Source organism: Phenylobacterium immobile (ATCC 35973) (assembly GCF_001375595.1).
Classification (GTDB): Bacteria; Pseudomonadota; Alphaproteobacteria; order Caulobacterales; family Caulobacteraceae; genus Phenylobacterium; species Phenylobacterium immobile.
This window is the reverse complement of the sequence record NZ_CVJQ01000001.1, coordinates 2,775,353-2,800,618: the sequence shown is the minus strand read 5'-3', so window position 1 is coordinate 2,800,618 and position 25,266 is coordinate 2,775,353. Positions and strand designations below refer to the sequence as shown.

Sequence of the window (25,266 nt, the reverse complement as noted above, 5' to 3'; positions counted from 1 at the left end):
GCCTGAAAATTCAGCGCTCTAGGTTTTCCACAGGAAAGCCGCGTCCGGACGATCCGACACTCCAAACACCGCACATCCCGGCCTCGCCGGGACGAGCGGGGAGGGATCAGGCCTTCAAGGCCTCGCGCTTGGCTTCCAGCTCTAACCATTCATCTTCGCCGGCCGCCAGGGCTGCGCGGGCGGCTTCCAGTTCGCGGTTGACCTTGTCGAAGGCGACCGGGTCGCGCGCGTAGAGGCCGGGATCGGCCAGCTTGGCTTCCAGTGCGGCCGCCTTGGCTGGCGCCTCGGCGATCATTTTCTCCAGCTCCTCGAGACGGCGCTGATCCTTGTAGCTGAGCTTGGCCGCCGGCTTCACGAAGGCCGGCTTCGGCATGGGCTTGCTTTCGCCGCGCGTCGATTCCCGCGCGACGCGGCCGCCGAAGAATCCGGGGTTCTGGCTCAGGAAATCCTGCCATCCGCCTGGGGTCTCCACCGCCCCGCCGCGGCCGTCGAGACCGATCGTCGAGGTCGCGAGCCGGTCGATGAAGTCACGGTCGTGGCTGACCAGGATCAGCGTGCCCTCATAGTCGGCCAGCAGGTCCTCCAGCAGGTCCAGCGTGTCCATGTCGAGGTCGTTGGTCGGCTCGTCCAGCACCATGACATTGGCCGGATTGGCGAGCGCGCGGGCCAGCAGCAGGCGGTTGCGCTCTCCACCCGACAGGCTGCGGACCGGCTGTCGCAGCTGCGCCTCGGTGAACAGGAAGTCCTTGGCGTAGGAAATCACGTGGCGGGGCGAGCCCCGCACCATCACTTGGTCGCCGCCCTGCGGCAGGAGCACTTCGCGAAGGGTCGTCTCGGCGTTCAGCGCCGCGCGGGCCTGGTCGACGTAGTTGATCTCGAGATTGGTCCCGAGCTTGATCGTCCCGGTGTCCGTGGGGATCTCACCCAGCAGGGTGCGGACCAGGGTGGTCTTGCCGGCGCCGTTCGGACCCACCACGGCGACGCGGTCGCCGCGCAGAATGCGGGTGGAGAAGTCCTTCAGCAACACCTTGTCGCCGAAGGCCTTGGAGACGTTCTTGGCCTCGACGACGCGCTGGCCGGACTGGCCGCCGGAGGCCATGCCCATGTTCAGCTCGCCACGGACATCGCCCTGGCGTTCGCGCTTCTCTCCGCGCAGCTCCATCAGGCGGCGGCGGCGGCCTTCGTTGCGGGCGCGACGGCCGGTGACGCCGCGCTGCAGCCAATGCTCCTCGCGCTTCAGCATCTTGTCGAGGCGGCGGCCTTCCTCGGCCTCGGCGGCGGCGATCTGCTCGGCCCACTCGTCGAAGTGGGCGAACCCCTTGTCGAGCCTGCGAACCAGGCGGTTTTCGAGGAAGAAGCAGCGGTTGGTGACGCGCTCGAGGAAAGCCCGATCGTGACTGACGATCAGGGCGGCCGAGCGGCACTGCGCCAGTTCGGACTCCAGGGTCTCAATGGCCAGGATGTCGAGGTGGTTCGTCGGCTCGTCCATCAACAGGACCTCGGCGTCCTCGGCGAAGGCCCGCGCCAGGGCCACGCGGCGGATCTCACCGCCCGACAGGCCCTGGGTCGACTTCTGCGGATCCAGGCCGAAGGCTTCCAACCGGGCCTCGGCGCGGTGCGCTTCCGCGCCGCCGGCGGTGGCGTGGTCGAGCAGGGTCGCGCCCTCGATCTCCGGCTCCTGCGGCACGAAGGCGATGCGCGTCCCGCCGGTCGCGACCCGCTCACCGGCGTCCGGTTCGATCTGAGCGGCGAGGATTCTCAGCAGGGTGGATTTGCCCGCGCCATTGCGGCCGACAAGGCAGGCGCGGACCCGCGCATCGAGCGCCAGGTCGACGCCGTCGAACAGCATCCGTGGCCCGTCGGCCAGGCGAACGTCTTTGAGGGCGAGGACCGGCGCTCTGGATGGGGCTTTCATATGCCGCCCCAGATAGAGGGTGGGAGACCTCGCGCAAAGGCCTCAACGGGTTTAGAGGGTGCGGATGGCTGGAGAACCCTTCTGGCGGCGCAAACAACTTTGGCAGATGACCGCCAAGGAATGGGAGAGCCTGTGCGACGGCTGCGGCCTGTGCTGCCTTGTGCGCTTCGAGGATGAGGACACCGGCGACATCATCCCGACCCGCGTTCACTGCAAGCTGTTCGACAGCGACGCCTGCAGCTGCACCGACTACGCCAATCGTCGCCGCCATGTGCCGGATTGCATCAAGCTGACGCCTGGCAATGTCGGAACGCTATCCTGGATGCCGCTCAGTTGCGCTTACCGCCGCATTCACGAGGGCCGAGGCCTGGCCGACTGGCACCCGCTGGTCTCCGGCGATCCGGAAAGCGTGCACCGCGCCGGCGTCTCGGTCCGCGGTCAGACCGTCAGCGAGGACGTCTTGATCGACCTTGAAGACGCCTTCGAATTCGCCGCCTACGATCTTCTCGAGGAACGCGGTCGCGACTAAGTGACTTTTATGCAACAGTCGGTCTTGCGTGATGGCGACAACGCCCTCACTTAGACGGCGACGGCAATTTCGGTGAGGTCTCAAACTCTTGGCGCGCGATCCCTATCAGGAACTCGGAGTCTCCCGCACCGCCAGCGCGGATGAGGTGCGCAAGGCGTTCCGCAAGCTCGCCAAGCAGTTCCATCCCGACGCCAATCCTGGCGACAAGGCTTCGGAGGAACGCTTCAAGCAGATCAGCGCGGCCTTCGACATCGTCGGCGACGCCGAGAAGCGTAAGAAGTTTGACGCCGGCGAGATCGACGCCGATGGGCGCGAGCGCGCGCAAGGCTTCGGCGGTGGCGCGGGTGGCGGCCAAGGCCCCTGGGGTCAGCGTGGGGGCGGACGCGAGGCGCAGTTTGATGGCGTCGATCTCAACGACATCCTGGGCGACATGTTCGGCCGCCGGGGCGGTTCAGGCGGCGGAATGGGCGGCGGGCCCGGAGGCGGGTTCGGCGGCTTCTCCCAGAAGGGCGCCGACGTGCGCGCCCGCGTCGAGATCGACCTCGAGGACGCCATCCGCGGCGCCAAGAAGCGCATCGCCTTTTCCGACGGCCGAACCATCGAAGTGACGATCCCCAAGGGCGCCCAGGAAGGCCAGACGCTCAGGCTGAAAGGCCAGGGCGAGGGTGGGCGCGCCGGCCCAGGCGACGCCCTGATCGAGATCGCCATTGCGCCGCACCCTATCTTCAAGCGCGAGGGCGAGTCTCTCGTCATGGAGGCGCCGATCACCGTCTATGACGCTGTCCTGGGCGGCAAGGTCGAGGTGGCGACCCCCGATGGCCCGGTGACACTGACCGTTCCCAAGGGCGCCACCAGCGGCATGCGGATGCGCCTGAAGGGCCGCGGCCTTTCCGACGCCAAGGGCCATCGCGGCGACCTCTTCGCGCGGCTGTTGATCGCCATGCCCGACAAGCCCGATCCAGAGATCGAAGCCTTCGCCCAGCGGTGGCGCGAAGAGCATCCGTACCAGCCGCGCCGGAAATCTTGAGGAAACTGCTGGGCCTTGCGCGCCGTTCAGCGTTGGTTCAGTCGAACCTGCGCAGGATCATGCGTATGAAGCCGCTTTTCACCATGGTCGTCTTCGCCGCGCCGCTCATGCTGGGCGCGTTAAGCCCGCTGGCGGCCGCCGCCCAGGACTATGGGCGGCCGGCCCTGGGCGCCGGCATGGGCGAGCAGGACCAGGCGCGCGCCGCCGTCCAGGCGGGCCGCCAGGCGCCGTTGTCGCGCGTATTGCAGATGATCGGCCAGCGCACGCCCGGTCGTCACCTCAACACGACGTTGGGCGACGCCGGCGGCCGCCCCGCCTACTTCATTCAATGGCAGATGCCTGACGGCCGGGTGACGGTGTTCGTCGTCGACGCGGGCAGCGGTCAGATGATCGGCCGCCAAGGCGGCTAGGAGAGAGACCCGATGCGCATTCTCCTCGTGGAAGACGATCCCGATCTGTCGCGTCAGCTGAAGCTAGCTGTCGAAGCTATGAAGGTTGTTCACCCGGGACAGGGCTGAGAGGCTGGGGTTGCAAAGCTCCAACTCCTAACCCGGAAGGTCCCGGATGAACGTCCACCAGAATGCCCGTCTGACGCCTGGGGGTCGAGCGCTGCTGGCGCGGCGCGTGTCGCAAGGCTGGACGGCGAAGGCGGCGGCGGAGGCGGCAGGGGTGTCGCTGCGGACAGCGCGCAAATGGATCGCCCGGCATCGTCGCGGCGGCGAGCGAAGGCATCACGACCGCAGCTCGGCGCCGCGACGATGTCCGCGCAAGGTGGCTGCGGCTCGTGTGGCTGAGATCGAGCAACTGCGGCGTCAGCGGATGACCGGTCCGGCGATCGCCCGGACGCTGGGCATGGCCCGCTCGACGGTGGGGGCTATCCTGCGCCGGCAGGGGCTGGGCAAGCTGGCCGCGCTCGATCCGAAGCCGCCGGTGATCCGCTACGAGCACAGCCGACCGGGCGCGATGATCCATCTGGATATCAAGAAGCTCGGCCGCTTCGACGTCGCCGGCCACCGCGTCACCGGCGACCGCCAGCTCGGCCGCTCGCGCCGCGCTGGCTGGGACTTCCTGCACGTCTGCGTCGATGACGCTTCGCGCCTGGCCTACACCGAGATCCTGTCTTCGGAAGGCCAACTCGACACCACCGGCTTCCTCGAACGCGCCCTGGCCTGGCTCGGCCGTTGCGGCGTCCGCGTCGAGCGGGTGATGACCGACAACGGCTCGGCCTACCGTTCCAAGCTCTTCGCCAACGCCCTGCAGGCCGCCGGCGCCCGCCACGTCCGCACCCGGCCGTACACGCCCAGGACCAACGGCAAGGCCGAGCGCTTCATCCAGACCAGCCTCAGGGAGTGGGCCTACGCCAAGCCCTACAGCTCATCGGCTGAACGCGCCCAAGCCATCGGACCCTGGATCGACGCCTACAACCTCAGCCGACCTCACGCCGGCATCGGCGGACTCTCACCCTGGACAAGGGTGAACAACCTTCTTGGAAACGACAGCTAGCCCTCGGCGACGCCGGCTACGCCGTCGACCACGCGCCGGACGGCGAGGAAGCCCAGTTCCTCGGCGAGACTGAGCCCTATGACGCGGTCGTCCTGGACCTGGGCCTGCCGAAGGTCGACGGAGTCTCGGTCCTGGAGCGCTGGCGGCGTGGGAACATGGCGGCGCCAGTGTTGATTCTCACCGCTCGCGGCGCCTGGAGCGAGAAGGTCGCGGGCTTCGACGCCGGGGCCGACGACTATCTGACCAAGCCCTTCCATACCGAGGAACTGCTCGCCCGCTTGCGCGCCCTGCTGCGCCGCTCGGCCGGCCACTCGGCGCCGAACCTCTCCTGCGGCGGCCTGCGGCTGGATCCGCGCGCGGCGCGGGCCAGCGTCAATGGCGAGCCTCTGCGGCTCACTTCGCTGGAGTACCGCCTGCTGCACTACATGATCATGCACCAGGGCCGGGTGATCAGCCGCACCGAACTGGTCGAGCACCTCTACGACCAGGATTTCGACCGGGATTCCAATACGATTGAAGTGTTCATCGGCCGGGTCCGCAAGAAGATCGGCGCTGACCGCATCGAGACGGTGCGCGGCCTCGGCTACCGTCTGACCTGCCCGCCCGAAGAACTCCAGGACGAGGCGCGGGCGGCCGAGCCTCCCGCCGCCTGATCGTGAAATTCCCGCGCTTCCGCGCGTCGCTGGCGCGCCGGCTGGTGCTGCTGGCCCTGGGCTGGAGCTTGACGGCCCTTGGCGTCGCCGCCGTGGTGTTGGCGCTGCTCTTCCAGCAGGCGGCGCTCAGGCGGTTCGACCAGACCCTGGCGGAACTCACCGACAACCTCCTGGCCGGCACGACGGTGGAGAAGGGTGAAGTGGTGGCCCCGGCGCTCACCGACCTGCGCGCGCTGCGGGCCTATTCCGGCCGCTACTGGGAGGTGGCCGAGCTCACTCAGGACGGGAGCTTGCGGGCTATCGTGCGCTCGCGGTCGCTCTGGGACTTCGAACTACGCAGTCCTGAGGACATGCGCGCCAAACTCGCCGCCAAGCCTGGTGCGCCGGTCGCCTATGACACCACCGGCCCGCTTGGCGAGCCCCTGCGCGCGCTCGCCTCCCAGGCGGAGTTGCCGGGACGCGAACGGCCGGTGATCTTCATCGCCGCCGAGGACCGCACACCCATCGACCGCGACGTCCGCGCCTTCATCACCGCCACCGCCGTGGCTTTCGCGCTTTTGGGCGCCGGCCTGATCGGGGCTGTGATCCTGCAGGTTCGGCTGGGCCTCAGGCCTGTCCACGACTTGATCCGCGAGGTCGCCGAGGTCCGCCGTGGCAAGGCCGAACGCCTGGCGCGCCAGTACCCACGGGAGCTGCACCCTCTCGCGGAAGAGTTGAACGCCTTGGTGTCGCACAACCAAGAGGTAGTGGAGCGCCAGCGCACCCATGTCGGCAATCTCGCCCACGCCTTGAAGACCCCGATCTCGGTCATGGTCACCGAAGCTGGCCAGCGGCCAGGGCCGCTCGCCGATGTCGTCTCGGCCCAGGCCGAAGCCATGCGCCGGCAGGTCGATCACCACCTGCGTCGCGCCCGCGCCGCGGCCCGCACCCAGGGAACGGGCGAGCGGACCTCGGTCGCCGAGGTGCTGGACGAGTTGTCGCGTACGCTGGGGCGGATTTTCGCCGAGAAGGGCGTCGCGATCGACTGGGACGCCGACGAGGAACTGTTCTTCCAGGGCGAGCGGCAGGATTTTCTCGAAATCGCCGGCAATGCGCTGGAGAACGCCTGCAAGTTTGGTCGCGCGCGGGTCCGCGTGCGCGCCGTCGATTTAGGCCCCGACAAGTTCCGCATGACCTTCGACGACGACGGTCCAGGCCTCACCGAGGCGCAGAAGGCCGATATGGTCCGCCGCGGGGTTCGGCTCGACGAAAGCGCGCCGGGCTCCGGGCTCGGCCTCTCCATCATCGATGAACTGTGCCGCGCCTACGGCGGCGCCTTCAAGCTCGCCGACTCCAACTTGGGCGGCCTGCGCGTTGAGATCACTCTGCCCCGCGCGGAAGGATGAGGCGCAAGGCGGCCCTCGCGCCGCTCCCCGCTTTCCGCTAAAGCGCGCCCATGTTGCTCTTCTGGGCCGTCGCGGGGCTTTTGGCCGCTGGCGCGGCCGGCCTCATCCTGTTTCGGGCTGGACGCGTCCTCGCCGTGGGCGAAGCCGCTGATCCGGCCACGGGTCTTTACCAGCGCCAGATCGCTGAGATTGACGATCTGGCAGAGCGCGGCCTGATCCCGCCGGCGGAACGCACCATCGCCCAGGCCGAAGCTGGCCGCCGCCTGCTGCGTGAAAGCGATCGCCATGAGGCGGCCTGGACCACTGGGGGCCGTGGGGGCGTCGTCGTGGTCGCGGCGCTGGCGCCGGCCTTGGCGCTCGGTCTCTATCTCCTCGTCGGCGCCCCTGGCGTTTCCGACCAACCCTTCGCCAAGCGCCTCGCCGGCTGGGCGGCCAGCGCGCCGGAGACCCTCGCCCCCGATGCGCTTGCCGCCGTCATGCGTCAGGTCGTGCGCGGCCGACCGAACGACCCGGAGGCCCTGCGCATCCTGGCGATCGCCGAAGGCGCACAAGGCGATGCGCCCGCCGCCGTTCGCGCCATGCGCCGCGCTGTCCAGGCCGCGCCCGCCCGCGCCGACCTCTGGGAGATGCTGGGCGAGGCCATGTTGATGCAGGCAGGCGGCGAGATGACGCCGCCGACCGAAGTCGTCTTCCAACAGGCCCTCAAGCGCGACCCTGCCTTGCCGGCGGCCCGCTTCCACCTGGCTCGTGGCCGCGCGGCGGCTGGCGACAAGGCCGCCGCCACGGCCGGTTTCCAAGGCCTCCTCCGCGACCTGCCCGCCGACGATCCGCGCCGCGCCACCGTCCAGGCCGCCCTGGCCGAGGTTGAGGCAGGGCCTGCGCCGCTGGACGGCGCCACTCTGGACCTCGTCCGCGGCATGGTCGCCAGCCTGGAAGGCCGTCTGGCGGCGGAGCCCCGCAACGCTGACGGCTGGGTCCGACTGGTCCGCGCCTATGCGGTCCTGGGCGAGACCGCCAAGCGCGACGCGGCCCTCAAGCGCGCTCGCGCGCTCTTCCCCGGCCAGCCCGAGGTCGAAGCCGACCTGGTCGCCGCGTCCAAGGCGGAGGCCTTGAAGTGAGTTTCCTGCCGAAATCCCCCAAGGCCCGCCGCCGGTTGACCCTGCTGGCGGCCATCGCCCCGGTCTTGGCGCTTGCCGTCGGCCTGACGCTCTGGGGCCTCAACGACTCCATCTCCTTCTTCTACACGCCGTCACAGGCCGACGCCGCCAAGCCGCCGGTCGGCCGCAGCGTCCAGCTGGGCGGCCTGGTCCAGCCGGGCAGCCTGACCAAGCACCCCGACGGCCGTGTGGAGTTCGTCGTCTCCGACCAGACCGCCAGCGACCGCGTCGTCTTCCAGGGAGACCTGCCGGACCTTTTCCGCGAGGGTCAGGGCATCGTCGCTACGGGATCCTTCACCGCCGACGGCGCCTTCGAAGCGAAGCGGGTCCTGGCCAAGCACGACGAGCGCTACATGCCGCGCGAGATATCCAAGGCCTTGAAGGAACAGGGCGAATGGCGCGGGGACGGCGCCAAGCCCGCTTACGAGACCCAGCCATGATCGTCGAGATCGGCAGCTTCGCCCTGATCCTGGCCTTCCTGCTCTCATTGGCCCAGGTCGCCCTCAGCGTTTCGGCGCGCATGCGGCGCTCAGCCCTCATGGCGGCGGCCGGGGAGGGCGCCGCCATCGCCGCCTTCGCTGGCGTCGCCATCGCCTTCGCCGCTCTGATCACCGCCTTCGTCGCTTCGGACTTCTCCGTGGCCAACGTCGCGGCCAACTCCCACAGCGAAAAGCCGCTGCTCTATCGTGTGGCCGGCGCCTGGGGCAGCCACGAGGGCTCCATGCTGTTGTGGTGCCTGGCGCTCACCGGCTTCGGCGCGGCCATCGCCCTCGGCCGCGGCCTGCCGCACGCACTGAAGGCCGTGGCGGTCGCCGCGCAGGGATCGCTGGGCGTCGTCTTCCTGGCCTACACCGTCTTCGCCTCGAACCCGCTGGCGCGGCTGACGGCGGCGCCTGTCGAGGGCCGCTCGCTCAACCCGCTCCTGCAGGACCCGGCGCTGGCCGCCCACCCGCCATTCCTCTACCTGGGTTATGTCGGCATGTCGGTGGTCTTCTCTTTGGCCATCGCCGCGCTGATCGAGGGGCGCGTCGACGCCGCCTGGGCGCGCTGGGTCCGGCCTTGGGCGCTCGCCGCCTGGAGCTTCCTCACCATCGGGATCACGCTCGGCGCCTTCTGGGCCTACTACGAGCTGGGCTGGGGCGGCTGGTGGTTCTGGGACCCGGTGGAGAACGCCAGCTTCATGCCGTGGCTCGCCGCCACCGCCCTGATCCACTCGGCCATCGTCACCGAAAAGCGCGGCGCGCTCGCCGGCTGGACTGTGTTCCTGGCGCTGGCGGCCTTCACCTTCTCGATGCTGGGCGCCTTCCTCGTCCGCTCCGGCGTCCTGACCTCGGTCCACGCCTTCGCCGTCGATCCGACGCGCGGCGTCCTTTTGCTGATGATCCTGGGCGCGGCGGCGGGCTCCGGCTTCGCCCTCTTCGCCTGGCGCGCGCCCAGCCTCGAGCCCGGCGGCGTCTTCGCCCCCGTCAGCCGCGAGAGCGCGCTCGTTCTCAACAACATCCTGCTGGCCGCCGCTACGGCGACGGTGCTGCTGGGGACCCTCTACCCTCTGATCCGCGAGGCGGCGACGGGCGAGGCGATCTCGGTCGGCCCGCCCTACTTCAACCTGACCTTCGCGCCCCTGATGGCGGCGCTCCTGGTCCTCGTGCCCGCCGGCCCGCTGTTGGCCTGGAAACGCGGCGACCTGAGGGGCGTCGTCCAGCGCCTGTGGGCCGCCATCCTCATCGCCGCCGCCCTGGGTCTCGCCGTCTTTGCGCTCGCCCAGCCGCGCCACGCCCTTGGCGCCGTCGGCGTGGCATTGGGAGTCTGGCTGATCGCTGGCGTCCTGGTCGAGCTCGCCGAGCGCGTACGGGCCTTCCGCGCGCCTGCGTTTGAGACTCTGCGGCGTCTGGTCCGTCTGCCGCGCGGCGCCTGGGGGATGAGCCTGGCGCACCTCGGCCTCGGCGTCTTCGTCCTCGGCGCCTGTTTCGAGATCAGCTGGAAGGTCGAGGCCGCCGAGGCCTTGCCCGTCGGCGGGACACTCCACATCGGCGCCTACGAGGCCCGCCTGGACGCGATCGCCGAGGTCACCGGACCCAACTACGACGCCGAACGCGCCATCCTCACCATCACCCGCAACGGCGCTAAGATCTGCGACGCCGCCCCGGAACGCCGAACCTTCACCGTCGGCGGTCAGACGACCTCCGAAGTGGCGATCTGTTATCGCGGCGCCTCGCACCTCTACCTAGTCCTGGGCGAACGCCGCGGCGCGGCCAACAAACCCGTCTGGCTCGTGCGAGGCTACTGGAACCCCTGGGCCAGCCTGATCTTCATCGGCCCCCTGATCATGGCCATCGGCGGCGCGATCTCTCTCAGCGACCGCTCGCTTCGGCTCGGCGTCGGCGCGCGCCGCAAGGCCGCCGCATGAGGTTGAAGCTCTTGGCCGCCGCCGTCCTTGGCGCGCTCTGCCTGGCGGCCGCGTCGGATCCGGCCGAACGCCTGGCCGACCCCGTGCAGGAAGCGCGCGCCCGAGCGCTCTTCGCCGGCGTCCGCTGCCTCGTCTGCCAGAACGAATCCATCGACGACTCCGACGCCGAGCTCGCCGCCGATCTCCGCCGCATCGTCCGCCAGCAGGTGGCCGCGGGCCGCACGGACGCTGAGATCAAGGCCTTCCTCACCGACCGGTACGGCGAGTTCGTCCTGATGCGCCCGGCCTTCGGGCCCGCCAATCTCGCGCTGTGGATCGGGCCGTTCCTCGTCGTCGGCCTGGGCGTTCTCCTGTGGCGCCGGCGCGTGGCCGCGCGGCCGGAGGAAGCGGCGCTGACGGAAGAGGAACTCCAGCGTCTGAAAGCGCTTAGCGTCGAACGCAAAGCCTGACACGATTGCGACAAACATCGGTCGCTAAGCCTGTCCAAGGGTGACCAATACGTAACTTGAGGGCGTTGGCGCTCTCGGGCATCGAACCTAAGTTAGGTGCGCGCGGCGCGGTCGCCGGCGCGCACAGGGAAAAAGCAAGGCATGACCTCCAAGAAGACCTACCTGTTGGGCGCCATCGCCGGCGCAGGCGTGATGGCCGCGGCTGTGGCGGGCGCTGGGATGCGACTGCCGGACGCGCGCGCCGACCAGCAGCCCCAGCTCATCAGGGCTTCGACCGCGCCGATCTTCGCGCCGCCGCCTGGCGCGCCGCTGTCCTTCGCCGACATCTTCGACCGCGTCTCGCCGGCCGTCGTTTCGATCAACGTCACCAGCCGCGTCGACCAGTCGGCGCTGCGTCAGATCCCAGGCCTCGGCGCCCTGCCGTTCGGCATATTCCCCGGCCAGCCCGATGACGAGCAGGACGATGGCGAAGGCGCGCCTTCCCAGGGCGGCAAGACCGAGAAGGGCCAGCCGAAACTGCCGACCCAGCAATCCTCCGGCTCGGGCTTCTTCATCTCGGCCGATGGCTACATCGTCACCAACAACCACGTCGTCGAGAACGCCGAGACCATCAAGGTCGTGCTGAAGGACGAACGCGAGCTGGACGCCACCGTCGTCGGTCGCGACGAGGGCACCGATCTCGCCGTGCTCAAGGTCAAGCAGGAAGGGAATTATCCCTTCGTCAATTTCGAGAACTCGGCGCGCCCGCGTGTCGGTGACTGGGTGATCGCGGTCGGCAATCCCTTCGGCCTTGGCGGCACGGCCACCGCAGGCATCATCTCGGCCTATGGCCGCGACATCGGCGAGACCTTCGTCGACTACATTCAGATCGACGCGCCCATCAACCGCGGCAACTCCGGCGGCCCGACGTTCGACATCTATGGTCGGGTCATCGGCGTGAACACGGCGATTTTCTCGCCCTCGGGCGGCTCGGTCGGCATCGGCTTCGCCATCCCTGCGGAAGTCGCCGACCAGGTGACCAAGCAGCTGATCAATGGCGGCAAGATCAGCCGCGGCTACATCGGCGCCACCATCCAGAATTTCACCGCTGAGATGGCCGAGGCCCAGGGCACGCCGGAACAGCGCGGCGCCATTGTCGCCGACCTGACGCCGGGCGGCCCTTCGCAGAAGGCCGGCCTGCAAGCCGGCGACGTGGTGATCTCGATCAACGGCAAGCCCATCAAGACCTCCTCGGGCCTGACCCGCGAGGTCGCCGGCTCACGTCCGGGCGACAACCTGCGCCTGGAAGTCCTGCGCGACGGCCGCAAGCGCTTCGTCGACGTCCGCGCCGGCACGCGCCCCTCGGAACGCGAACTGGCCGCCAACGACAATGGCCGCGGTGGTCCAGGCGCCGGCGGCGATTCCTCGGGCGTGCAGGCGCCGAGCGTGCTCGGCATGAAGCTCAGCCCGTTGACGCCGGAGCTGCGTCGCCAGCTGAACTTGCCGGCCGACTTCAAGGGCGCGGCGATCCTCAGCCTCGACACCGGCTCGGACGCGGCGACCAAGGGCCTCCGCCGCGGCGACGTGGTGGTCAAGGTCGCTGACCGCGCCGTAACCTCGGCGGCGGATCTGGCGGCCGGCGTCGACGCCGCCAGGAAAGCCGGCCGGCCTAGCGTCCTGATCGGCGTCTATCGCGGCGGCCGGACCCTGTGGTTGCCGTTGAAGATTTCGGAGTAAGCTCAGACCAACTTCAGCACGCGGGGGCGTCATGCAGATTCTGATCGTCGAGGACGACCTGGAGGCGGCCGAGGCCATGGAGCGCAGCCTCTCCGAAGCCGGCCACGCCTGCGTCCGCGCCGCGGACGGCGAGGACGGCCTCACCGCCGCCCGCGCCGGCCAGTTCGATGTGATGATCGTCGACCGCATGATGCCCAGGATGGACGGTGTCAGCCTCGTCCAGACCCTGCGCCGCGAGGGCGACCAAACCCCGGTCCTGTTCCTCTCGGCGCTGGGGGAGGTGGGCGACCGCGTCGCGGGCCTCCAGGCCGGCGGCGACGACTATCTGGTCAAGCCCTATGCCTTGGCCGAGCTCTCCGCCCGCGTCGAGGCGCTCGCCCGCCGCCGCGAGACGGGCTCGGTCCAGACCCTGCTGCGGGTCGGCGACCTGGAGATGGACCTGATCGGCCGCTCCGTGCATCGCCAGGGCAGGGAGATCGACCTGCAGCCCCGCGAGTTCCAGCTGCTGGAGTTCATGATGCGTCACGCCGGCCAGTCGGTGACCCGCACCATGCTGCTGGAGAAGGTCTGGGAATACCACTTCGACCCCCAGACCAACGTCATCGACGTTCATATCTCGCGCCTGCGCTCGAAGATCGACAAGGGCTTCGACCGGGCCATGCTGCAGACCGTCCGCGGGGCGGGCTACCGCCTCGAAGCCTGACGCCGGATGCGCCTGCCGCGCATCTTCCGCACGACGCCGTTCCGGCTGACGTTGCTGTTCCTGGCGCTCTTCGCCAGCGCCGCCAGCGCCTTCCTGGCCTACATCTACGTCGCCACCGCCGGCGAGGCGACGCGCCGCACCGACCGCGAGATCACCCGCGAGATGGCGACGCTTACGGCGGCCTACGATCGCGCCGGTCTATCGGCCGTCAACCAGTCCCTGATCGAGCGCGCCGCCAGCGAGCGCCCGTTCCTCTACCTGCTGACCGACGGCGGCGGCAAACGCATCTCCGGCTCCATCGAGACCTCGCCCGCCGAGAACTTCAACGGCCGCCCGGTCTGGATGAGCTTCTCGACCACCGAGGCGGACGCCCAGGGCCGCGAAGCCAAGCGCCCGGCCCGTGGACTGCAACAGCGTCTGGCCGGGGGCGAGATCCTCTTCGTCGGCGCCGACGTCGGCGAGGACGAGGCCTACGTGGTCAAGGTGGTCCGCGCGCTCTGGGGCGCCGGCGGCCTGGTGGTGATCCTGGGGCTGGCCGGCGGGGTCCTGGTCAGCCGCAACGTCAACCGCTCCATGGCCGCGCTCACCGAGGTGGTCGACGCCGTGCGCAACGGCGACCTGGGCGCCCGGGCCAAGGTGCGCGGCGCCCGCGATGAGTTCGACGAACTGGCCGCCGGCCTCAACGAGATGCTCGATCGTCTCGAGAAATCGATGGAGGGCCACAAGCACGCCGGCGACGCCATCGCCCACGACCTACGCTCGCCGCTCACGCGCCTCCGCGCCCGCTTGGAGGCGGCCTTCCTTGAAGTAGACGCCGGCCGCGGCGATCCCACCCAGGCGCTGGCTCAGGCCTTGGAGGACACAGACGGGGTGCTGAAAACCTTCGGCGCGGTCCTCGCCATCGCCCGCCTGCAGGCCGCCGGCGCGGCCCTGGAAGCAGCTCCCTTCGACCCGGCCGATCTCGCCGAGGATATCGCCGAGCTCTATGGACCGGTCTGCGAGGACAAGGGGCTCGACTTCGACGCCGAATTCGCCCGGGGACTGGCCATCCGCGGCAACCGCGAATTCCTGGCGCAGGCGCTGGCGAACCTCCTCGACAACGCGGTGAAATACACGCCGACCGGCGGCGCCGTCATGCTGCGGGTGCGCCGCAGATCCTCCGGCGAAGTCGAATATTCCGTCACCGACACAGGCCCAGGCGTCCCCGAGGAAGACCGGGCCCGCGTCGTCGGCCGTTTCGTGCGCCTGGAGAACAGCCGCAACCAGCCTGGCGCAGGCCTGGGCCTCTCTCTCGTCCAAGCCGTGGCCCAGGCCCATGGCGGCCGCCTCGAACTCGACGAGGGCCCCGGCAAGGTCGGCGAGATGGGCCCCGGCCTACGCGTCGCGTTCGTGCTTCCGCGAGCCTAGCCTCTCCCCGCAAGCGGGGCGGGAAGGGTTCAGCGCCGGCCCTTCCGCCAGCGCGCCGGCGACCGCGTCGTCGAAGCGGCGCGCCTTGGCGAGGTCGGTGACGACAAATCCGGTATGATCCAGCATGACGCATCAACCCACGTCCGCCTTCGCCATTTCCCTGAGCCCGCATGACTGACCTCGCCCTCGGACCGCGCCTCGCCCCGCCCGGTCCCGTGATCGACGCCAAGGCCGCCGCACGGGCGGAGGGCCGGCTGAGCGGCCACCCGGCGATCGAGGCCGCCTGGCCGGCGCTGGCCCCGGTCTTCGCCGCCTCGGCCTACCTGACCAGCCTGGCGGTCCGCGACGCCGGCAGGCTGGCCCGCCTGCTGGCCGCCGATCCTGCCGCCCAGCTCGAAGACATCCTGGCTCGCACCACCGCGACCGACGGCGCCCCCCCCGCTGTCGCCAAGGCCCTGCGTCTGCTGAAGGCCGAACTGCATCTGCTCACCGCCCTGTGCGACTTGGGCGGGGTCTGGGACCTCGACGCCGTCACCGGCGCGCTCGCCCGCTTCGCCGACGCCGCGGTGGGCGCAGCGCTCGCCTGCGCCGCCCGCGCCGAGCTTGCCGCCGGCCGCCTGACCTGGCTGGGGGAGGGGACGGAAGGCCCCGTCCCCGGCTGGTTCTGCATCGCCATGGGCAAGCACGGCGCCTTCGAGCTGAACTACTCCTCCGACATCGACATCTCGGTCTTCTATGAGCCCGAGAAACTGCCCCTCGCCGAGGGCGTCGAGCCGCAGGGCTTTGCCGTGCGCCTCACCCAGACCGTCGCCGACCTGATGCAGAAGCGCGACGCCGACGGCTACGTCTTCCGCATCGACCTGCGCCTGCGACCCGACCCGTCGTCGACCCCCCACGCCGTGCCGGTGGCCGCAGCCCTCGAATACTATGAGAGCGTTGGTCAGAACTGGGAGCGGGCCGCCTTCATCAAGGCCCGCGCCTGCGCCGGCGACCTGGTCTGCGCCGCCGACTTCCTGGGCGAGCTCCAGGCCTTCGTCTGGCGCCGCAACCTCGACTTCGCCGCCATCGCCGACATCCACTCCATCAAGCGCCAGATCCACGCTCACAAGGTCGATGAGCGCATCTCCGCCGCCGGCTTCGACGTGAAACTGGGGCGCGGCGGCATCCGCGAGATCGAGTTCTACGTCCAGACCCAGCAGCTGATCCTGGGCGGCCGCAACCGCGCGCTCCGCTCCAATCGCACCCTGGAGGCCCTGGCGGCGCTGGCCAGCGCCGGCCACGTCGAGCCCAAGACGGCGGGCGAACTCACCGCCGCCTATACGACGCTGCGCGCCATTGAGCACCGCATCCAGATGCTGGCCGACGAGCAGACCCACCGGCTGCCCGAAAGCGAGGCCGACCGCAAACGCGTCGCCGCCCTGATGGGCCACACCCGGCTGCCCAGCTTCGACGCCGCCGTCTCGCGCACCGCCAAGACCGTCAACGCCCGCTATGGCGAACTTTTCCGCGAGGCCAAGCCGCTGTCGTCACGCTTCGGCAGCCTGGTTTTCACCGGCGTCGACGACGATCCGGAGACCTTGGCGACGCTGGCCCGCATGGGCTTCACCCAGGGCCCTCGCGTCGCCCAGACGATCCGCGCCTGGCACCATGGCCGGATCCCCGCCACCCGGACCGAACGCGGCCGTGAGCTCTTCACTGAGCTTGCGCCACGCCTTTTGGAAACCCTGGCCGACACCGGCGCGCCGGATATCGCCTTCGTCCGCTTCACGGAGTTCTTCTCACGACTGTCGTCGGGCGTGCAGATGCAGTCGCTGTTCCTGGCCCAGCCGCGCCTCTTCGAGCTGGTGGTCGAGGTCATGGCCTTCGCCCCGCGTCTCGCCACCATCCTGGCCCGGCGTCCTGCGGCCATCGACGCGATGCTGGACCAGAGCTTCTTCGCCGAGATCGATCTCACCGGCGAACGGGAGGCCCTCCTGGCCGCCGTCGAGGCCGTCGGCAGTTTCGAAACCGCGATGGACGAGGCCCGCCGCGCCCATCGCGAACAGGCCTTCCGCATCGGCGTCCAGGTGATGAGCGGCTCGGCCACCGCGGAGACCGCCGGCAAGGCCTTCGCCGATCTCGCCGACCTCTGTATCGCAGCCCTCGCGCCCGCCGCCCTGGCCGAAGCTGTGCGGCTCGGCGGCGCGTTCAGCGGCGAGGCCGCCGTGGTGGCCCTCGGCAAGTGCGGCTCGCGCGAGATGAGCGCGACCTCCGATCTCGACCTCATGACCCTCTATCGCGCGGCGCCCGGCGAGATGAGCGAGACCAAGGGATGGGGAGCGGAGACCTTCTACGGCCGCTTCACTCAGCGGCTGATCGCGGCGCTCTCGACGCCAACCGCTGAGGGCGGCCTCTACGAGGTCGACATGCGCCTGCGCCCCACCGGCACCGCCGGCCCTGTCGCCGTCTCCATGACCGCCTTCGAGGACTACTACCGCGGCGAGGCCGAGACGTGGGAGCATCAGGCCCTGACCCGCGCCCGCATCGTCTGGGCCACCTCCGACGCCTTCGCACGCGAGGCGACCGCCGCCATCGAGACGGCCCTGCGCCAGCCCCGCGACCGCGCTGTCCTCGTCAAGGAGGTCCGCGACATGCGTCGCCTTATGGAGGAGGAGCGCCCGCCTGAGGGTCCCTGGGACCTCAAGCTCTCGCCGGGCGGCCTGGTCGACATCGAGTTCGCCGCCCAGTTTCTCCAGCTCGCCCAGGCCGGCGAGGGCGGCCCCTTGTCGCCCAGCACCGCCCGCGCGCTCGCCGCCTTCCGCGAGGCCGGCGTCGCGGGGAAGGCGATCAGCGCTCTGGAAGAGGCCTGGGCCCTGCAGCAGGCTCTGACGCAGATGCTCAAGGTCGCTCTGGAGGATAATCCGGACCCCGCGAACGAGCCCAAGCCCTTCCGCGCCCTTTTGGCGCGAGCGGGCGGCGCCCGCGACTTCCGTAACCTGCAGACCCGCCTGGCCAAGGCCAAGGCCGCGGCGCGCGCGGCCTATCTGGAGGTCGTGTCCGCCTAGAACAATGTTCGCTGTTCGTCAGTTGAGAGGGCTCAAAGAGGAGTTCCTCCCATGAGATCCGCCACCCTGGCCTTCATGGCCGCCGCCGTCATCGGCACCCCGGTCTTGGCCGAGAGCGCCAAGGCCGAACCCGTCGGCCCGAAGCAGCCTATCCCCTACAGCCAGTTGAAGGCCTATTCGAATGCCTCGCCCGCCCAGCGCGCCAGCCGCGACTGGCAGGCCGCCGAAAGTCGCGCCCGCACCGGCGTCGCCGCCGACACCGCCGCGACGGCCGCCGACCCAAAGCCCACGGCGGGCTCCGGCGTGAACCGGCGCACTCGCCTCTCCCGCGACCGCGCCGCGGCCAGCTCCGCCACCGGCGCCTCCGCTGGCCCGATGAACTCGTTCCCGCCCGGCGAAACCGAACCGCCGGTCTAAATCTCGGACGTCACTCTCCTGGTGGAGCCCAAACTGGCGCGTGCTTCGCCCCTTGCGGGAGAAGGTGGCGACCGCAGGTCGACGGAGGAGGGTCTTGCTCCGATCCCCGCCGCAAAAGCGGCGCCGCTGATCGGCGAAAAGGCTCTCATCCGGCCCGCGCCATCGTCCTGGCGCCGTCCGGCTACCGCTTCTTGTGCTCAGGATGCAGGACGGAGGACACCTTCACCACTTCTGTCTTGGGCTTTTCGGCCTTGGGCTTGCGGACTTCCTTGTTGGACTTCTTCTGACCCTTGGCCATGTCGGCTCCTGTGAGCGCGCCGCCCGCGCCTCTGGCCTATCCTTGGACCCCATGGGCGCTGATAGCGAGGCGCTTGACCCATAGCGCTCTCTGTTCGATATTTGTTCTCATGTCGTCCGCCCCTCGGAATGCGAAGGCGAGGATGCCGAGGGCTTCGAGGCCGCCCTCGAACTCGCCCTCGAAGAATTCGCCATCACAGACAGCTTTAAGCAGCGCTCCGTGGCCGAATGGGCCGGCCTGCTGCGCCGGAAGTTCGGCCTCCCCGAACACCTGAGCCTGGACTTCCCTGAGCGAAGACCGACGCCGTCCTAGGTTTCCGCTCATCACCGACGAAAGTCAGGACCCAAGCTGAACCGCCGCTACACCGCCAGATTGTCGATCAACCGTGTGCGCCCCAGGCGCGCCGCGGAGCAGCCGTGCGGCCGCGCCGGCGTGGCCTGTCGCCTCCTGGGGACTCACGATATTTGTTAGGCCGAGAGCGGACTCTCCAGGAGCAACCCCGTGGCCGTAGAACTGACCGACGAAATCATCGAGCACGTCAATGGCGCGGGCGCCGCGGGCAATCCGCTGTTGCTGGCCACCGCCGACGCCACCGGCAAGCCGCGCCTGTCCTTCCGCGGCTCCGTCCAGGTGTTCTCCGAGCACCAACTCGGCTTCTGGGCCCGTAACGCCGAAGGCGCGACCATGGAGGCGATCAAGGTCAACCCGCAGGTCGCCTTGATGTACCGCAGTCCAGCCCAACGGGTGTTCCTGCAGTTCGAAGGCAAGGCCCACATCGTCACTGGCGCTGACCGCGACAAGGTCTACGACCAGGCGCCCGAACCTGAACGCAAGGCCGACGCCGAGAAAAAGGGCGTCGCCGTCGTCATCGACCTCGACGCGCTCGCCGGCATGCTGGGCATGGACGCCGAGGGCAAGCCGCGCCGGATCTCGCTCTAGCGCGGCTCGTAGTTCAGGATCGGCGCCAGCCAGCGTTCCGCCTCGCTCAGGTCCCAGCCCTTGCGCCTGGCGTAGTCGGCCACCTGGTCCTTCTCGATGCGCCCCACTCCGAAATAGTGCGCCTCAGGGTGGGCGAAGTAGAGCCCGCTGACCGAGGCCGGCGGGTTCATCGCGAAGCTCTCGGTCAGCTGCATGCTGGTGGCGGCTTCCGCGTCCAGCAGGCGGAACAGCGTCGCCTTCTCGGTGTGGTCGGGCTGCGACGGATAGCCGGGCGCCGGCCGGATGCCGCGATAGGTCTCGGCGATCAGGGCGTTGATGTCGAAGACCTCATCGGGCGCATAGCCCCAGAGCTCGGTGCGCACCTTGCGGTGCATGGCCTCGGCGAAGGCCTCGGCCAGGCGGTCGGCCAGGGATGTCGCCAGGATCGCCGAATAGTCGTCGCCGGCGTCCTTGAAGCGCTTGGCCACGTCCAGTTCGCCCAGCCCGGCGGTCACCGCGAAGCCGCCGATGTAGTCGGGGCTCACGCCTTCCGGCGCCACGAAGTCGGCGAGCGCGACATTGCCGCGGTCGTCGCCGGTCTTGGGCATCTGCTGGCGCAGGGTGTGCAGACGGCCGATCTCCTGCGACCGGCTCTCGTCGGCGTAGACCACGATGTCGTCGCCATCGGCGTTGGCCGGCCAGAAGCCTACGACGCCGCGCGCCTCGAACCAATTCTCGCCCACGATCCGCTGCAGCATGGCCTGGGCGTCGGCGTAGAGGCTGGTCGCCGCCTCGCCAACGACGTCGTCGCTCAGGATGTCGGGGAACCGGCCCACCAGCTCCCAGCTGGCGAAGAACGGGCTCCAGTCGATGTGGGCGACCAGCTCGGCCAGGTCATAGGCGACGAAGGCCCGGGTCCCCAGGAAGCTCGGCTTCGGGGCCTCATAGACCGACCAGTCGATGGCGAAGGCGTTGGCCCGCGCCGTCTCCAGGCTCAGCCGCTCGCGATTTCCCTGGCCGCGCGCGAACTGCTCGCGCACCCGCGCATACTCAGCCGCCGTGTCCGCCTCGAACTTCGCCTTGTCGGTCGGCGACAGCAGCTGCGACACCACCCCCACCGCGCGGCTGGCGTCGAGTACATAGGTGGTCGAGCCCCCCTGATAGCGTGGCGCGATTTTCTCCGCCGTGTGGGTCTTCGAGGTTGTCGCCCCGCCGATCAGCAAGGGGACCTTGAAGCCCCGTCGTTCCATTTCGGCGGCGACGAAGGCCATCTCGTCCAGACTGGGCGTGATCAGACCGGAAAGACCGACGATGTCGGCGTTCACCTTGATCGCCTCGTCCAGGATCCGGTCGGCTGGGACCATGACCCCCAGGTCGAAGACCTCGTAGTTGTTACACTGCAGGACCACGCCCACGATGTTCTTGCCGATGTCGTGGACGTCGCCCTTCACGGTGGCCATCAGGATCTTGCCGGCGCTGGAGCGCGGCTGGCCTTCCTTCTCGGCCTCCATGAACGGCATCAGCCAGGCCACCGCCTGCTTCATGACCCGGGCTGACTTCACCACCTGCGGCAGGAACATCTTGCCCGAGCCGAACAGGTCGCCGACCACGTTCATCCCGTCCATCAGCGGGCCTTCGATGACGTGCAACGGCCGCGCGGCCGCCAGCCGGGCCTCTTCGGTATCGACCTCGATAAAGTCGGTGACGCCCTTGACCAGGGCGTGCTCCAGCCGCTTGGCCACCGGCAGGTCGCGCCAGGCGAGATCCGGTCCCTTGGCCTCAGAGGGGCCGCCCTTATAGGTCGGCGCGATGTCCACCAGCCATTCGGTGTTGGTCTTGTCGGCTCGCCGCTGCGGCCGGTTCAGGATCACGTCCTCAACGGCCTCACGCAGTTCAGGCGCGATGTCGTCATAGACCGGCAGGTCGCCGGCGTTGACGATGCCCATGTCCATTCCTGCGGCGATCGCATGGTAGAGGAACACCGAGTGGATCGCCCGGCGGACGGGCTCATTGCCGCGGAAGCTGAACGAAACGTTCGAAACCCCGCCCGACACTCGCGCGCCCGGCAGGGTCTGTTTGATCGTCCGCGTCGCCTCGATGAAGTCGACGGCGTAGTTGTCGTGCTCCTCGATCCCCGTCGCCACGGCGAAGATGTTGGGGTCAAAGATGATGTCTTCGGCGGGGAAGCCGACCTGCTCGGTCAGGATCTTGTAGGCCCGCGTGCAAATCTCGACCTTGCGGGCCTGCGTGTCGGCCTGGCCGACCTCGTCGAAGGCCATGACCACGACGGCCGCGCCGTAGCGCAGGCAGGCCTTGGCTTGTTCGATGAACTTCGCCTCGCCCTCCTTCATGGAGATCGAGTTGACGATCGACTTGCCCTGGACGCACTTCAGCCCCGCTTCGATCACCTCCCACTTGGAGCTGTCGATCATCACCGGCACGCGGGCGATGTCCGGCTCGGCGGCGACCAGGTTCAGGAAGGTCCGCATGGCGGCCTCCGAATCCAGCAGGCCCGCATCCATATTGACGTCGATGACCTGGGCGCCCGCCTCCACCTGCTGGCGGGCGACCGACAGAGCCTCCGGATAGCGAGCGTCCTCGATCAGCTTCCGGAATTTCGCTGAGCCGGTGACGTTGGTCCGCTCACCGACATTGATGAAGACGGCGGTGCTCCTCACTGCGCGATCTCGAAGGGCTCGAGGCCGGCCAGGCGCATGGCGGTCGGCCGCTCGGGGATCGCGCGCGGCGTCATGCCCCGCACCTCGTCGGCCACGTGGCGGATGTGGTCCGGCGTCGTGCCGCAGCAGCCGCCCAGGATATTGACCAGGCCGCTTTGCGCCCACTCATGCAGCTCGTGGCTCGTCTGGTCCGGCGTCTCGTCATACTCGCCCATGGCGTTGGGCAGGCCGGCGTTGGGATAGGCGCTGACCAGGGTGTCGGCGATCCGCGCCAGCTCGGCGATGTGCGGCCGCATCAGGTCGGCGCCCAACGCGCAGTTCAGGCCGATGGCGAAGGGCTTGGCGTGGCGCACCGAGTTCCAGAAGGCCTCGACCGTCTGGCCCGACAGCGTCCGGCCCGAGCGATCGGTGATGGTGCCCGAAATCCAGATCGGCAGCTCCTCATAGCCGTCGTCGACGAGGTCGAGGATCGCCTTGATGCAGGCCTTGCAGTTGAGCGTGTCGGTGATCGTCTCGATCAGGAACAGGTCGACCCCGCCGTCGTGCAGGGCGCGGATCTGCTCCTTGTAGGCCTCATAGACCTGGTCGAAGGTCACCTTGCGGGCGCCCGGATCGTTCACGTCCGAGCTCATCGACAGCATCACCGGCAGGGGGCCGATCGAGCCGGCGGCGAACCGCGGCTTGTGCGGCTCTTTCGCGGTCCAGCGGTCGGCGGATTCCCTCGCCAGCCGTGCGCCGGCCAGGTTGATCTCGCGCACCGCCGCCTCCATGCCGTACTCGGCCTGGCCGATGGTGGTGGCGGAGAAGGTGTTGGTCTCGCTGATGTCGGCGCCGGCGGCGAAATAGGCGTCGTGCAGGTCGCTGATAATGTCCGGCCGCGTCACGCACAGGACGTCGTTGTCGCCGCGCAGTTCTCCGCGGATGTCCTTGTAGACCTCGCCGCGATAGTCGGCTTCGACCAGGCCGCGCTTCTGGATCATCACCCCCCAGGAGCCGTCGAGGATCAGGAGGCGTTCCTTGGCGGCCGCCTTCAGGGCCGCGATGCGTTCAGCTCGGGTCATGCGTGCGTCTCCTCGCGAACGCCCAGCACGCGGCAGATCGCATAGACCAGCTCGGCGCGGTTGAGCGTGTAGAAGTGGAAGTCTTCGAAGCCTTCCTCGGCCAGCCGGGCGCAGAGCTCGGTGGCCAGGGACGCCGAGATCAGCCGCCGGGTTTCGGCGTCCTTCTCCAGGCCGACGAACAGGTTCTCCAGCCATTGCGGCAAGGGAATGCCGATCGGCCCGGCCATCTTCTGCAGGCCGCGATAGTTGGTCACCGGCATGATGCCCGGCAGGATCGGGATGGTGACCCCGGCCGCCCGGACCTTGTCCATGGTCCGCAGGAAGCCGTCGAGATCGAAGAAGAACTGGGTGATCGCCCGGGTCGCGCCTGCGTCGATCTTGGCCTTCAGCACGTCAATGTCGTGGTCCAGGGACGGACTTTCCGGGTGGATGTGCGGATAGAAGCCGACGCTCACCTCGAAGGGGGCGATGGCCTTGATCCCGGCCGTCAGCTCGGTCGCGTTGCGATAGCCGTCGGCCCTGGGCTCATAGACCCCGCCGATCTTGCCGGGCGGATCGCCGCGCAGAGCCACGATGTGGCGCACGCCTGCGTCCCAGTAGTCATGGACCACCTCATCGACCTCAGCCCGGGAGGCCTCGACGCAGGTCAGGTGCGCGGCGGGTCTGAGGTCGGTATCCGTCAGCATCCGCAGCACCGTGCGGTGCGTGCGGTCGCGGGTGGACCCTCCGGCGCCATAGGTCACCGAGACGAAGGATGGATTCAGCGGCGCCAGCTTGCCGATCGCCGCCCAAAGGTCCTCCTCGGCCTCAGGCGTCTTCGGCGGAGAGAACTCGAAGGAGACGTTCGGGCGTGGTGTCCCGCCAACGCCTGCGCGGGCGACGGGCCCCAAGGCGGAGTTGGCGGATGAATCGAACGCAAGCGGCGTACTCATGCCGCGCTCCTTTCGGCGGTCCAGATCTTCACCGTCAGGCCCTGGCCGTCGGCGGACGGCAGGGCCTGGGCGGCGGTGGTCGCGAGGCCGGCGTCGGCCAGCCAGCGGGTCATTTCCAGCTCGGTGAAACCAAGGCGGCGGTGGTTGTGCTGTTCGCGCAGGAACTCAAGCCGGTGGGGCGCGAAGTCGACGATGATCAACCGTCCGCCGGGCGCCACGACGCGGGCGGCCTCGCCTACGGCGGCGGCCGGGTCGGACAGGTAATGCAGCACCTGGTGGATCACCACCAGGTCGGCGCTGGCGTCGGGCAGGCGCGTGCCGAAGATGTCGCCGTGGCGCAGCTCGCAGCGCGCCAGACCGGCATCGGCCACATGGCTACGCGCGACATTAAGCATCTGCTGCGACAGGTCGAGCCCCAGCGCCGTCTCCGAACGCGGCCCAAGCAAGGTCAGCATGCGCCCTGTGCCCGAGCCCAGGTCGACCAGCCGGCGGAACGGGCCGGGCCCCGCGGCGTCGAGGATCTTGGCCTCGACGTCAGCCTCGGAGACGTAGAGCGAGCGGATCTCGTCCCAACGCGCGGCGTTGCGGGCGAAATACTCCCCGGCCTCGGTGGCCCGTTCCGCGCGGACCGCGGTCAATCGATCGGAATCGCGGCTGAGGACAGCATCGGACGCATCCAGCCGGCTAAGCACCTCGCTGATCAGTTCGGCGGCTTGCCCCATGCTGACCAGCCGGTAAAATACCCAGGCTCCATCAGGAAAACGTTCGACCAGCCCGGCTTCCGCCAGGAGCTTCAGATGCCGAGACACCCGCGGCTGGCTCTGATCGAGGACGCGGCAGAGTTCGAGGACCGCCAGTTCCTCACGAGCCAGGAGCGCCAGGATTCGCAGGCGCGTCGGCTCACCCGCGGCGCGCAGAGCATCGACGACCTGTTTTGAGGCGAGGGACATAGGGACATAAAGAAATCCTTATGCCTTTATGTCAAGAGACGCCATGTGGCGGAGCTGAAACCTTGGCGCCATTTGGCAGACATGACGCGCGTGCATGCAGGGTGTCAGGGACAGACT

21 protein-coding genes and 1 pseudogene are annotated in these 25,266 nt (G+C 69.1%); 16 read left to right on the top strand and 6 right to left on the bottom strand.

Going from position 1 to position 25,266, the window contains the following annotated elements; genetic code table 11:
- Positions 1–106: 106 nt before the first annotated feature.
- Entirely contained in the window at positions 107–1,915 is a 1,809-nt protein-coding gene (locus BN1313_RS13680; RefSeq protein ID WP_091741833.1) for an ABC-F family ATP-binding cassette domain-containing protein, read from the bottom strand.
- A gap of 64 nt (positions 1,916–1,979) precedes the next feature.
- Between BN1313_RS13680 and BN1313_RS13675 the strand changes: the two genes are divergently transcribed.
- The 15 genes from BN1313_RS13675 to BN1313_RS13605 all read left to right on the top strand — a co-directional run bounded on the left by BN1313_RS13675 (position 1,980) and on the right by BN1313_RS13605 (position 18,312).
- Positions 1,980–2,444, top strand: a complete 465-nt coding sequence (locus BN1313_RS13675) for a YcgN family cysteine cluster protein (RefSeq protein ID WP_091741831.1) — start codon at positions 1,980–1,982, stop codon at positions 2,442–2,444.
- A gap of 88 nt (positions 2,445–2,532) precedes the next feature.
- Positions 2,533–3,471 carry a DnaJ C-terminal domain-containing protein gene (locus tag BN1313_RS13670; RefSeq protein WP_091741828.1) on the top strand — a complete coding sequence of 313 codons (939 nt, stop codon included), beginning with the start codon at positions 2,533–2,535 and terminating at the stop codon, positions 3,469–3,471.
- Positions 3,472–3,536: 65 nt separating this feature from the next.
- Positions 3,537–3,881 (top strand): PepSY domain-containing protein, encoded by a 345-nt coding sequence (locus BN1313_RS13665; RefSeq protein ID WP_091742734.1) that lies wholly within the window; start codon positions 3,537–3,539, stop codon positions 3,879–3,881.
- A 154-nt stretch (positions 3,882–4,035) separates the two neighbouring features.
- Positions 4,036–4,974 carry an IS481 family transposase gene (locus BN1313_RS13660; RefSeq protein ID WP_091736751.1) on the top strand — a complete coding sequence of 313 codons (939 nt, stop codon included), beginning with the start codon at positions 4,036–4,038 and terminating at the stop codon, positions 4,972–4,974.
- Complete coding sequence (locus tag BN1313_RS13655; RefSeq protein WP_091741825.1) at positions 4,935–5,627, top strand: response regulator transcription factor; 693 nt, start codon at positions 4,935–4,937, stop codon at positions 5,625–5,627. The genes BN1313_RS13660 and BN1313_RS13655 overlap by 40 nt, the downstream gene beginning before the upstream one ends.
- A gap of 2 nt (positions 5,628–5,629) precedes the next feature.
- Complete coding sequence (locus BN1313_RS13650) at positions 5,630–7,012, top strand: ATP-binding protein (protein WP_245620200.1); 1,383 nt, start codon at positions 5,630–5,632, stop codon at positions 7,010–7,012.
- Positions 7,013–7,062: 50 nt separating this feature from the next.
- On the top strand, positions 7,063–8,130 hold the full coding sequence (ccmI, locus tag BN1313_RS13645; protein ID WP_091741822.1) for a c-type cytochrome biogenesis protein CcmI: 1,068 nt from the start codon (positions 7,063–7,065) through the stop codon (positions 8,128–8,130).
- The gene (gene ccmE / locus BN1313_RS13640) at positions 8,127–8,609 is read left to right on the top strand and encodes a cytochrome c maturation protein CcmE (protein WP_091741819.1); all 483 of its coding nucleotides are present in this window, start codon (positions 8,127–8,129) and stop codon (positions 8,607–8,609) included. The genes ccmI and ccmE overlap by 4 nt, the downstream gene beginning before the upstream one ends.
- Positions 8,606–10,576 (top strand): heme lyase CcmF/NrfE family subunit, encoded by a 1,971-nt coding sequence (locus BN1313_RS13635; RefSeq protein ID WP_091741816.1) that lies wholly within the window; start codon positions 8,606–8,608, stop codon positions 10,574–10,576. The genes ccmE and BN1313_RS13635 overlap by 4 nt, the downstream gene beginning before the upstream one ends.
- Positions 10,573–11,025, top strand: coding sequence for a cytochrome c-type biogenesis protein (locus BN1313_RS13630; protein ID WP_091741813.1), 453 nt, complete (start codon positions 10,573–10,575; stop codon positions 11,023–11,025). The genes BN1313_RS13635 and BN1313_RS13630 overlap by 4 nt, the downstream gene beginning before the upstream one ends.
- 141 nt (positions 11,026–11,166) lie before the next feature.
- Positions 11,167–12,741 carry a Do family serine endopeptidase gene (locus BN1313_RS13625; RefSeq protein WP_091741810.1) on the top strand — a complete coding sequence of 525 codons (1,575 nt, stop codon included), beginning with the start codon at positions 11,167–11,169 and terminating at the stop codon, positions 12,739–12,741.
- A gap of 31 nt (positions 12,742–12,772) precedes the next feature.
- Positions 12,773–13,444 carry a response regulator transcription factor gene (locus tag BN1313_RS13620; RefSeq protein ID WP_091741807.1) on the top strand — a complete coding sequence of 224 codons (672 nt, stop codon included), beginning with the start codon at positions 12,773–12,775 and terminating at the stop codon, positions 13,442–13,444.
- Positions 13,445–13,450: 6 nt separating this feature from the next.
- Positions 13,451–14,851 (top strand): sensor histidine kinase, encoded by a 1,401-nt coding sequence (locus tag BN1313_RS13615; RefSeq protein ID WP_091741805.1) that lies wholly within the window; start codon positions 13,451–13,453, stop codon positions 14,849–14,851.
- Between the two features lie 170 nt (positions 14,852–15,021).
- Complete coding sequence (locus BN1313_RS13610; protein WP_091741802.1) at positions 15,022–17,895, top strand: bifunctional [glutamine synthetase] adenylyltransferase/[glutamine synthetase]-adenylyl-L-tyrosine phosphorylase; 2,874 nt, start codon at positions 15,022–15,024, stop codon at positions 17,893–17,895.
- Between the two features lie 51 nt (positions 17,896–17,946).
- Positions 17,947–18,312 (top strand): hypothetical protein, encoded by a 366-nt coding sequence (locus BN1313_RS13605; RefSeq protein WP_091741799.1) that lies wholly within the window; start codon positions 17,947–17,949, stop codon positions 18,310–18,312.
- Positions 18,313–18,493: 181 nt separating this feature from the next.
- Here BN1313_RS13605 and BN1313_RS16900 read toward each other — a convergent pair whose 3' ends face one another.
- A complete protein-coding gene (locus BN1313_RS16900; protein WP_091741795.1) occupies positions 18,494–18,610 on the bottom strand; it encodes a hypothetical protein in 117 nt (38 codons plus the stop codon).
- A gap of 501 nt (positions 18,611–19,111) precedes the next feature.
- Here BN1313_RS16900 and BN1313_RS13590 point away from each other — a divergent pair.
- The gene (locus BN1313_RS13590; protein WP_091741769.1) at positions 19,112–19,549 is read left to right on the top strand and encodes a pyridoxamine 5'-phosphate oxidase family protein; all 438 of its coding nucleotides are present in this window, start codon (positions 19,112–19,114) and stop codon (positions 19,547–19,549) included.
- Here BN1313_RS13590 and metH read toward each other — a convergent pair.
- The 4 genes and pseudogenes from metH to BN1313_RS13570 form a co-directional block, all read right to left on the bottom strand.
- A pseudogene (gene metH, locus BN1313_RS13585) lies at positions 19,476–22,206 on the bottom strand (methionine synthase). The gene BN1313_RS13590 and the pseudogene metH sit on opposite strands and share 74 nt — an antisense overlap.
- Complete coding sequence (locus BN1313_RS13580; RefSeq protein ID WP_091741764.1) at positions 22,203–23,267, bottom strand: homocysteine S-methyltransferase family protein; 1,065 nt, start codon at positions 23,265–23,267, stop codon at positions 22,203–22,205. Before BN1313_RS13580 ends, metH begins: the two are co-directional and overlap by 4 nt.
- The gene (gene metF / locus BN1313_RS13575; protein WP_091741761.1) at positions 23,264–24,199 is read right to left on the bottom strand and encodes a methylenetetrahydrofolate reductase [NAD(P)H]; all 936 of its coding nucleotides are present in this window, start codon (positions 24,197–24,199) and stop codon (positions 23,264–23,266) included. The genes BN1313_RS13580 and metF overlap by 4 nt, the downstream gene beginning before the upstream one ends.
- The gene (locus tag BN1313_RS13570; protein WP_091741758.1) at positions 24,196–25,149 is read right to left on the bottom strand and encodes an ArsR/SmtB family transcription factor; all 954 of its coding nucleotides are present in this window, start codon (positions 25,147–25,149) and stop codon (positions 24,196–24,198) included. Before BN1313_RS13570 ends, metF begins: the two co-directional genes overlap by 4 nt.
- Between the last annotated feature and the right edge of the window lie 117 nt (positions 25,150–25,266).

Coding starts and splice junctions, on each gene's coding strand:
- metF (WP_091741761.1), bottom strand. CDS start 24,199: ATGAGTACGCCGCTTGCGTTCGATTCATCCGCCAACTCCGCCTTGGGG.
- BN1313_RS13680 (WP_091741833.1), bottom strand. CDS start 1,915: ATGAAAGCCCCATCCAGAGCGCCGGTCCTCGCCCTCAAAGACGTTCGC.
- BN1313_RS13625 (WP_091741810.1), top strand. CDS start 11,167: ATGACCTCCAAGAAGACCTACCTGTTGGGCGCCATCGCCGGCGCAGGC.
- BN1313_RS13605 (WP_091741799.1), top strand. CDS start 17,947: ATGAGATCCGCCACCCTGGCCTTCATGGCCGCCGCCGTCATCGGCACC.
- BN1313_RS13635 (WP_091741816.1), top strand. CDS start 8,606: ATGATCGTCGAGATCGGCAGCTTCGCCCTGATCCTGGCCTTCCTGCTC.
- BN1313_RS13630 (WP_091741813.1), top strand. CDS start 10,573: ATGAGGTTGAAGCTCTTGGCCGCCGCCGTCCTTGGCGCGCTCTGCCTG.
- BN1313_RS13580 (WP_091741764.1), bottom strand. CDS start 23,267: ATGACCCGAGCTGAACGCATCGCGGCCCTGAAGGCGGCCGCCAAGGAA.
- ccmI (WP_091741822.1), top strand. CDS start 7,063: ATGTTGCTCTTCTGGGCCGTCGCGGGGCTTTTGGCCGCTGGCGCGGCC.
- BN1313_RS13610 (WP_091741802.1), top strand. CDS start 15,022: ATGACTGACCTCGCCCTCGGACCGCGCCTCGCCCCGCCCGGTCCCGTG.
- BN1313_RS13665 (WP_091742734.1), top strand. CDS start 3,537: ATGAAGCCGCTTTTCACCATGGTCGTCTTCGCCGCGCCGCTCATGCTG.
- BN1313_RS13675 (WP_091741831.1), top strand. CDS start 1,980: ATGGCTGGAGAACCCTTCTGGCGGCGCAAACAACTTTGGCAGATGACC.
- BN1313_RS13615 (WP_091741805.1), top strand. CDS start 13,451: ATGCGCCTGCCGCGCATCTTCCGCACGACGCCGTTCCGGCTGACGTTG.
- BN1313_RS13660 (WP_091736751.1), top strand. CDS start 4,036: ATGAACGTCCACCAGAATGCCCGTCTGACGCCTGGGGGTCGAGCGCTG.
- BN1313_RS13620 (WP_091741807.1), top strand. CDS start 12,773: ATGCAGATTCTGATCGTCGAGGACGACCTGGAGGCGGCCGAGGCCATG.
- BN1313_RS16900 (WP_091741795.1), bottom strand. CDS start 18,610: ATGGCCAAGGGTCAGAAGAAGTCCAACAAGGAAGTCCGCAAGCCCAAG.
- BN1313_RS13570 (WP_091741758.1), bottom strand. CDS start 25,149: ATGTCCCTCGCCTCAAAACAGGTCGTCGATGCTCTGCGCGCCGCGGGT.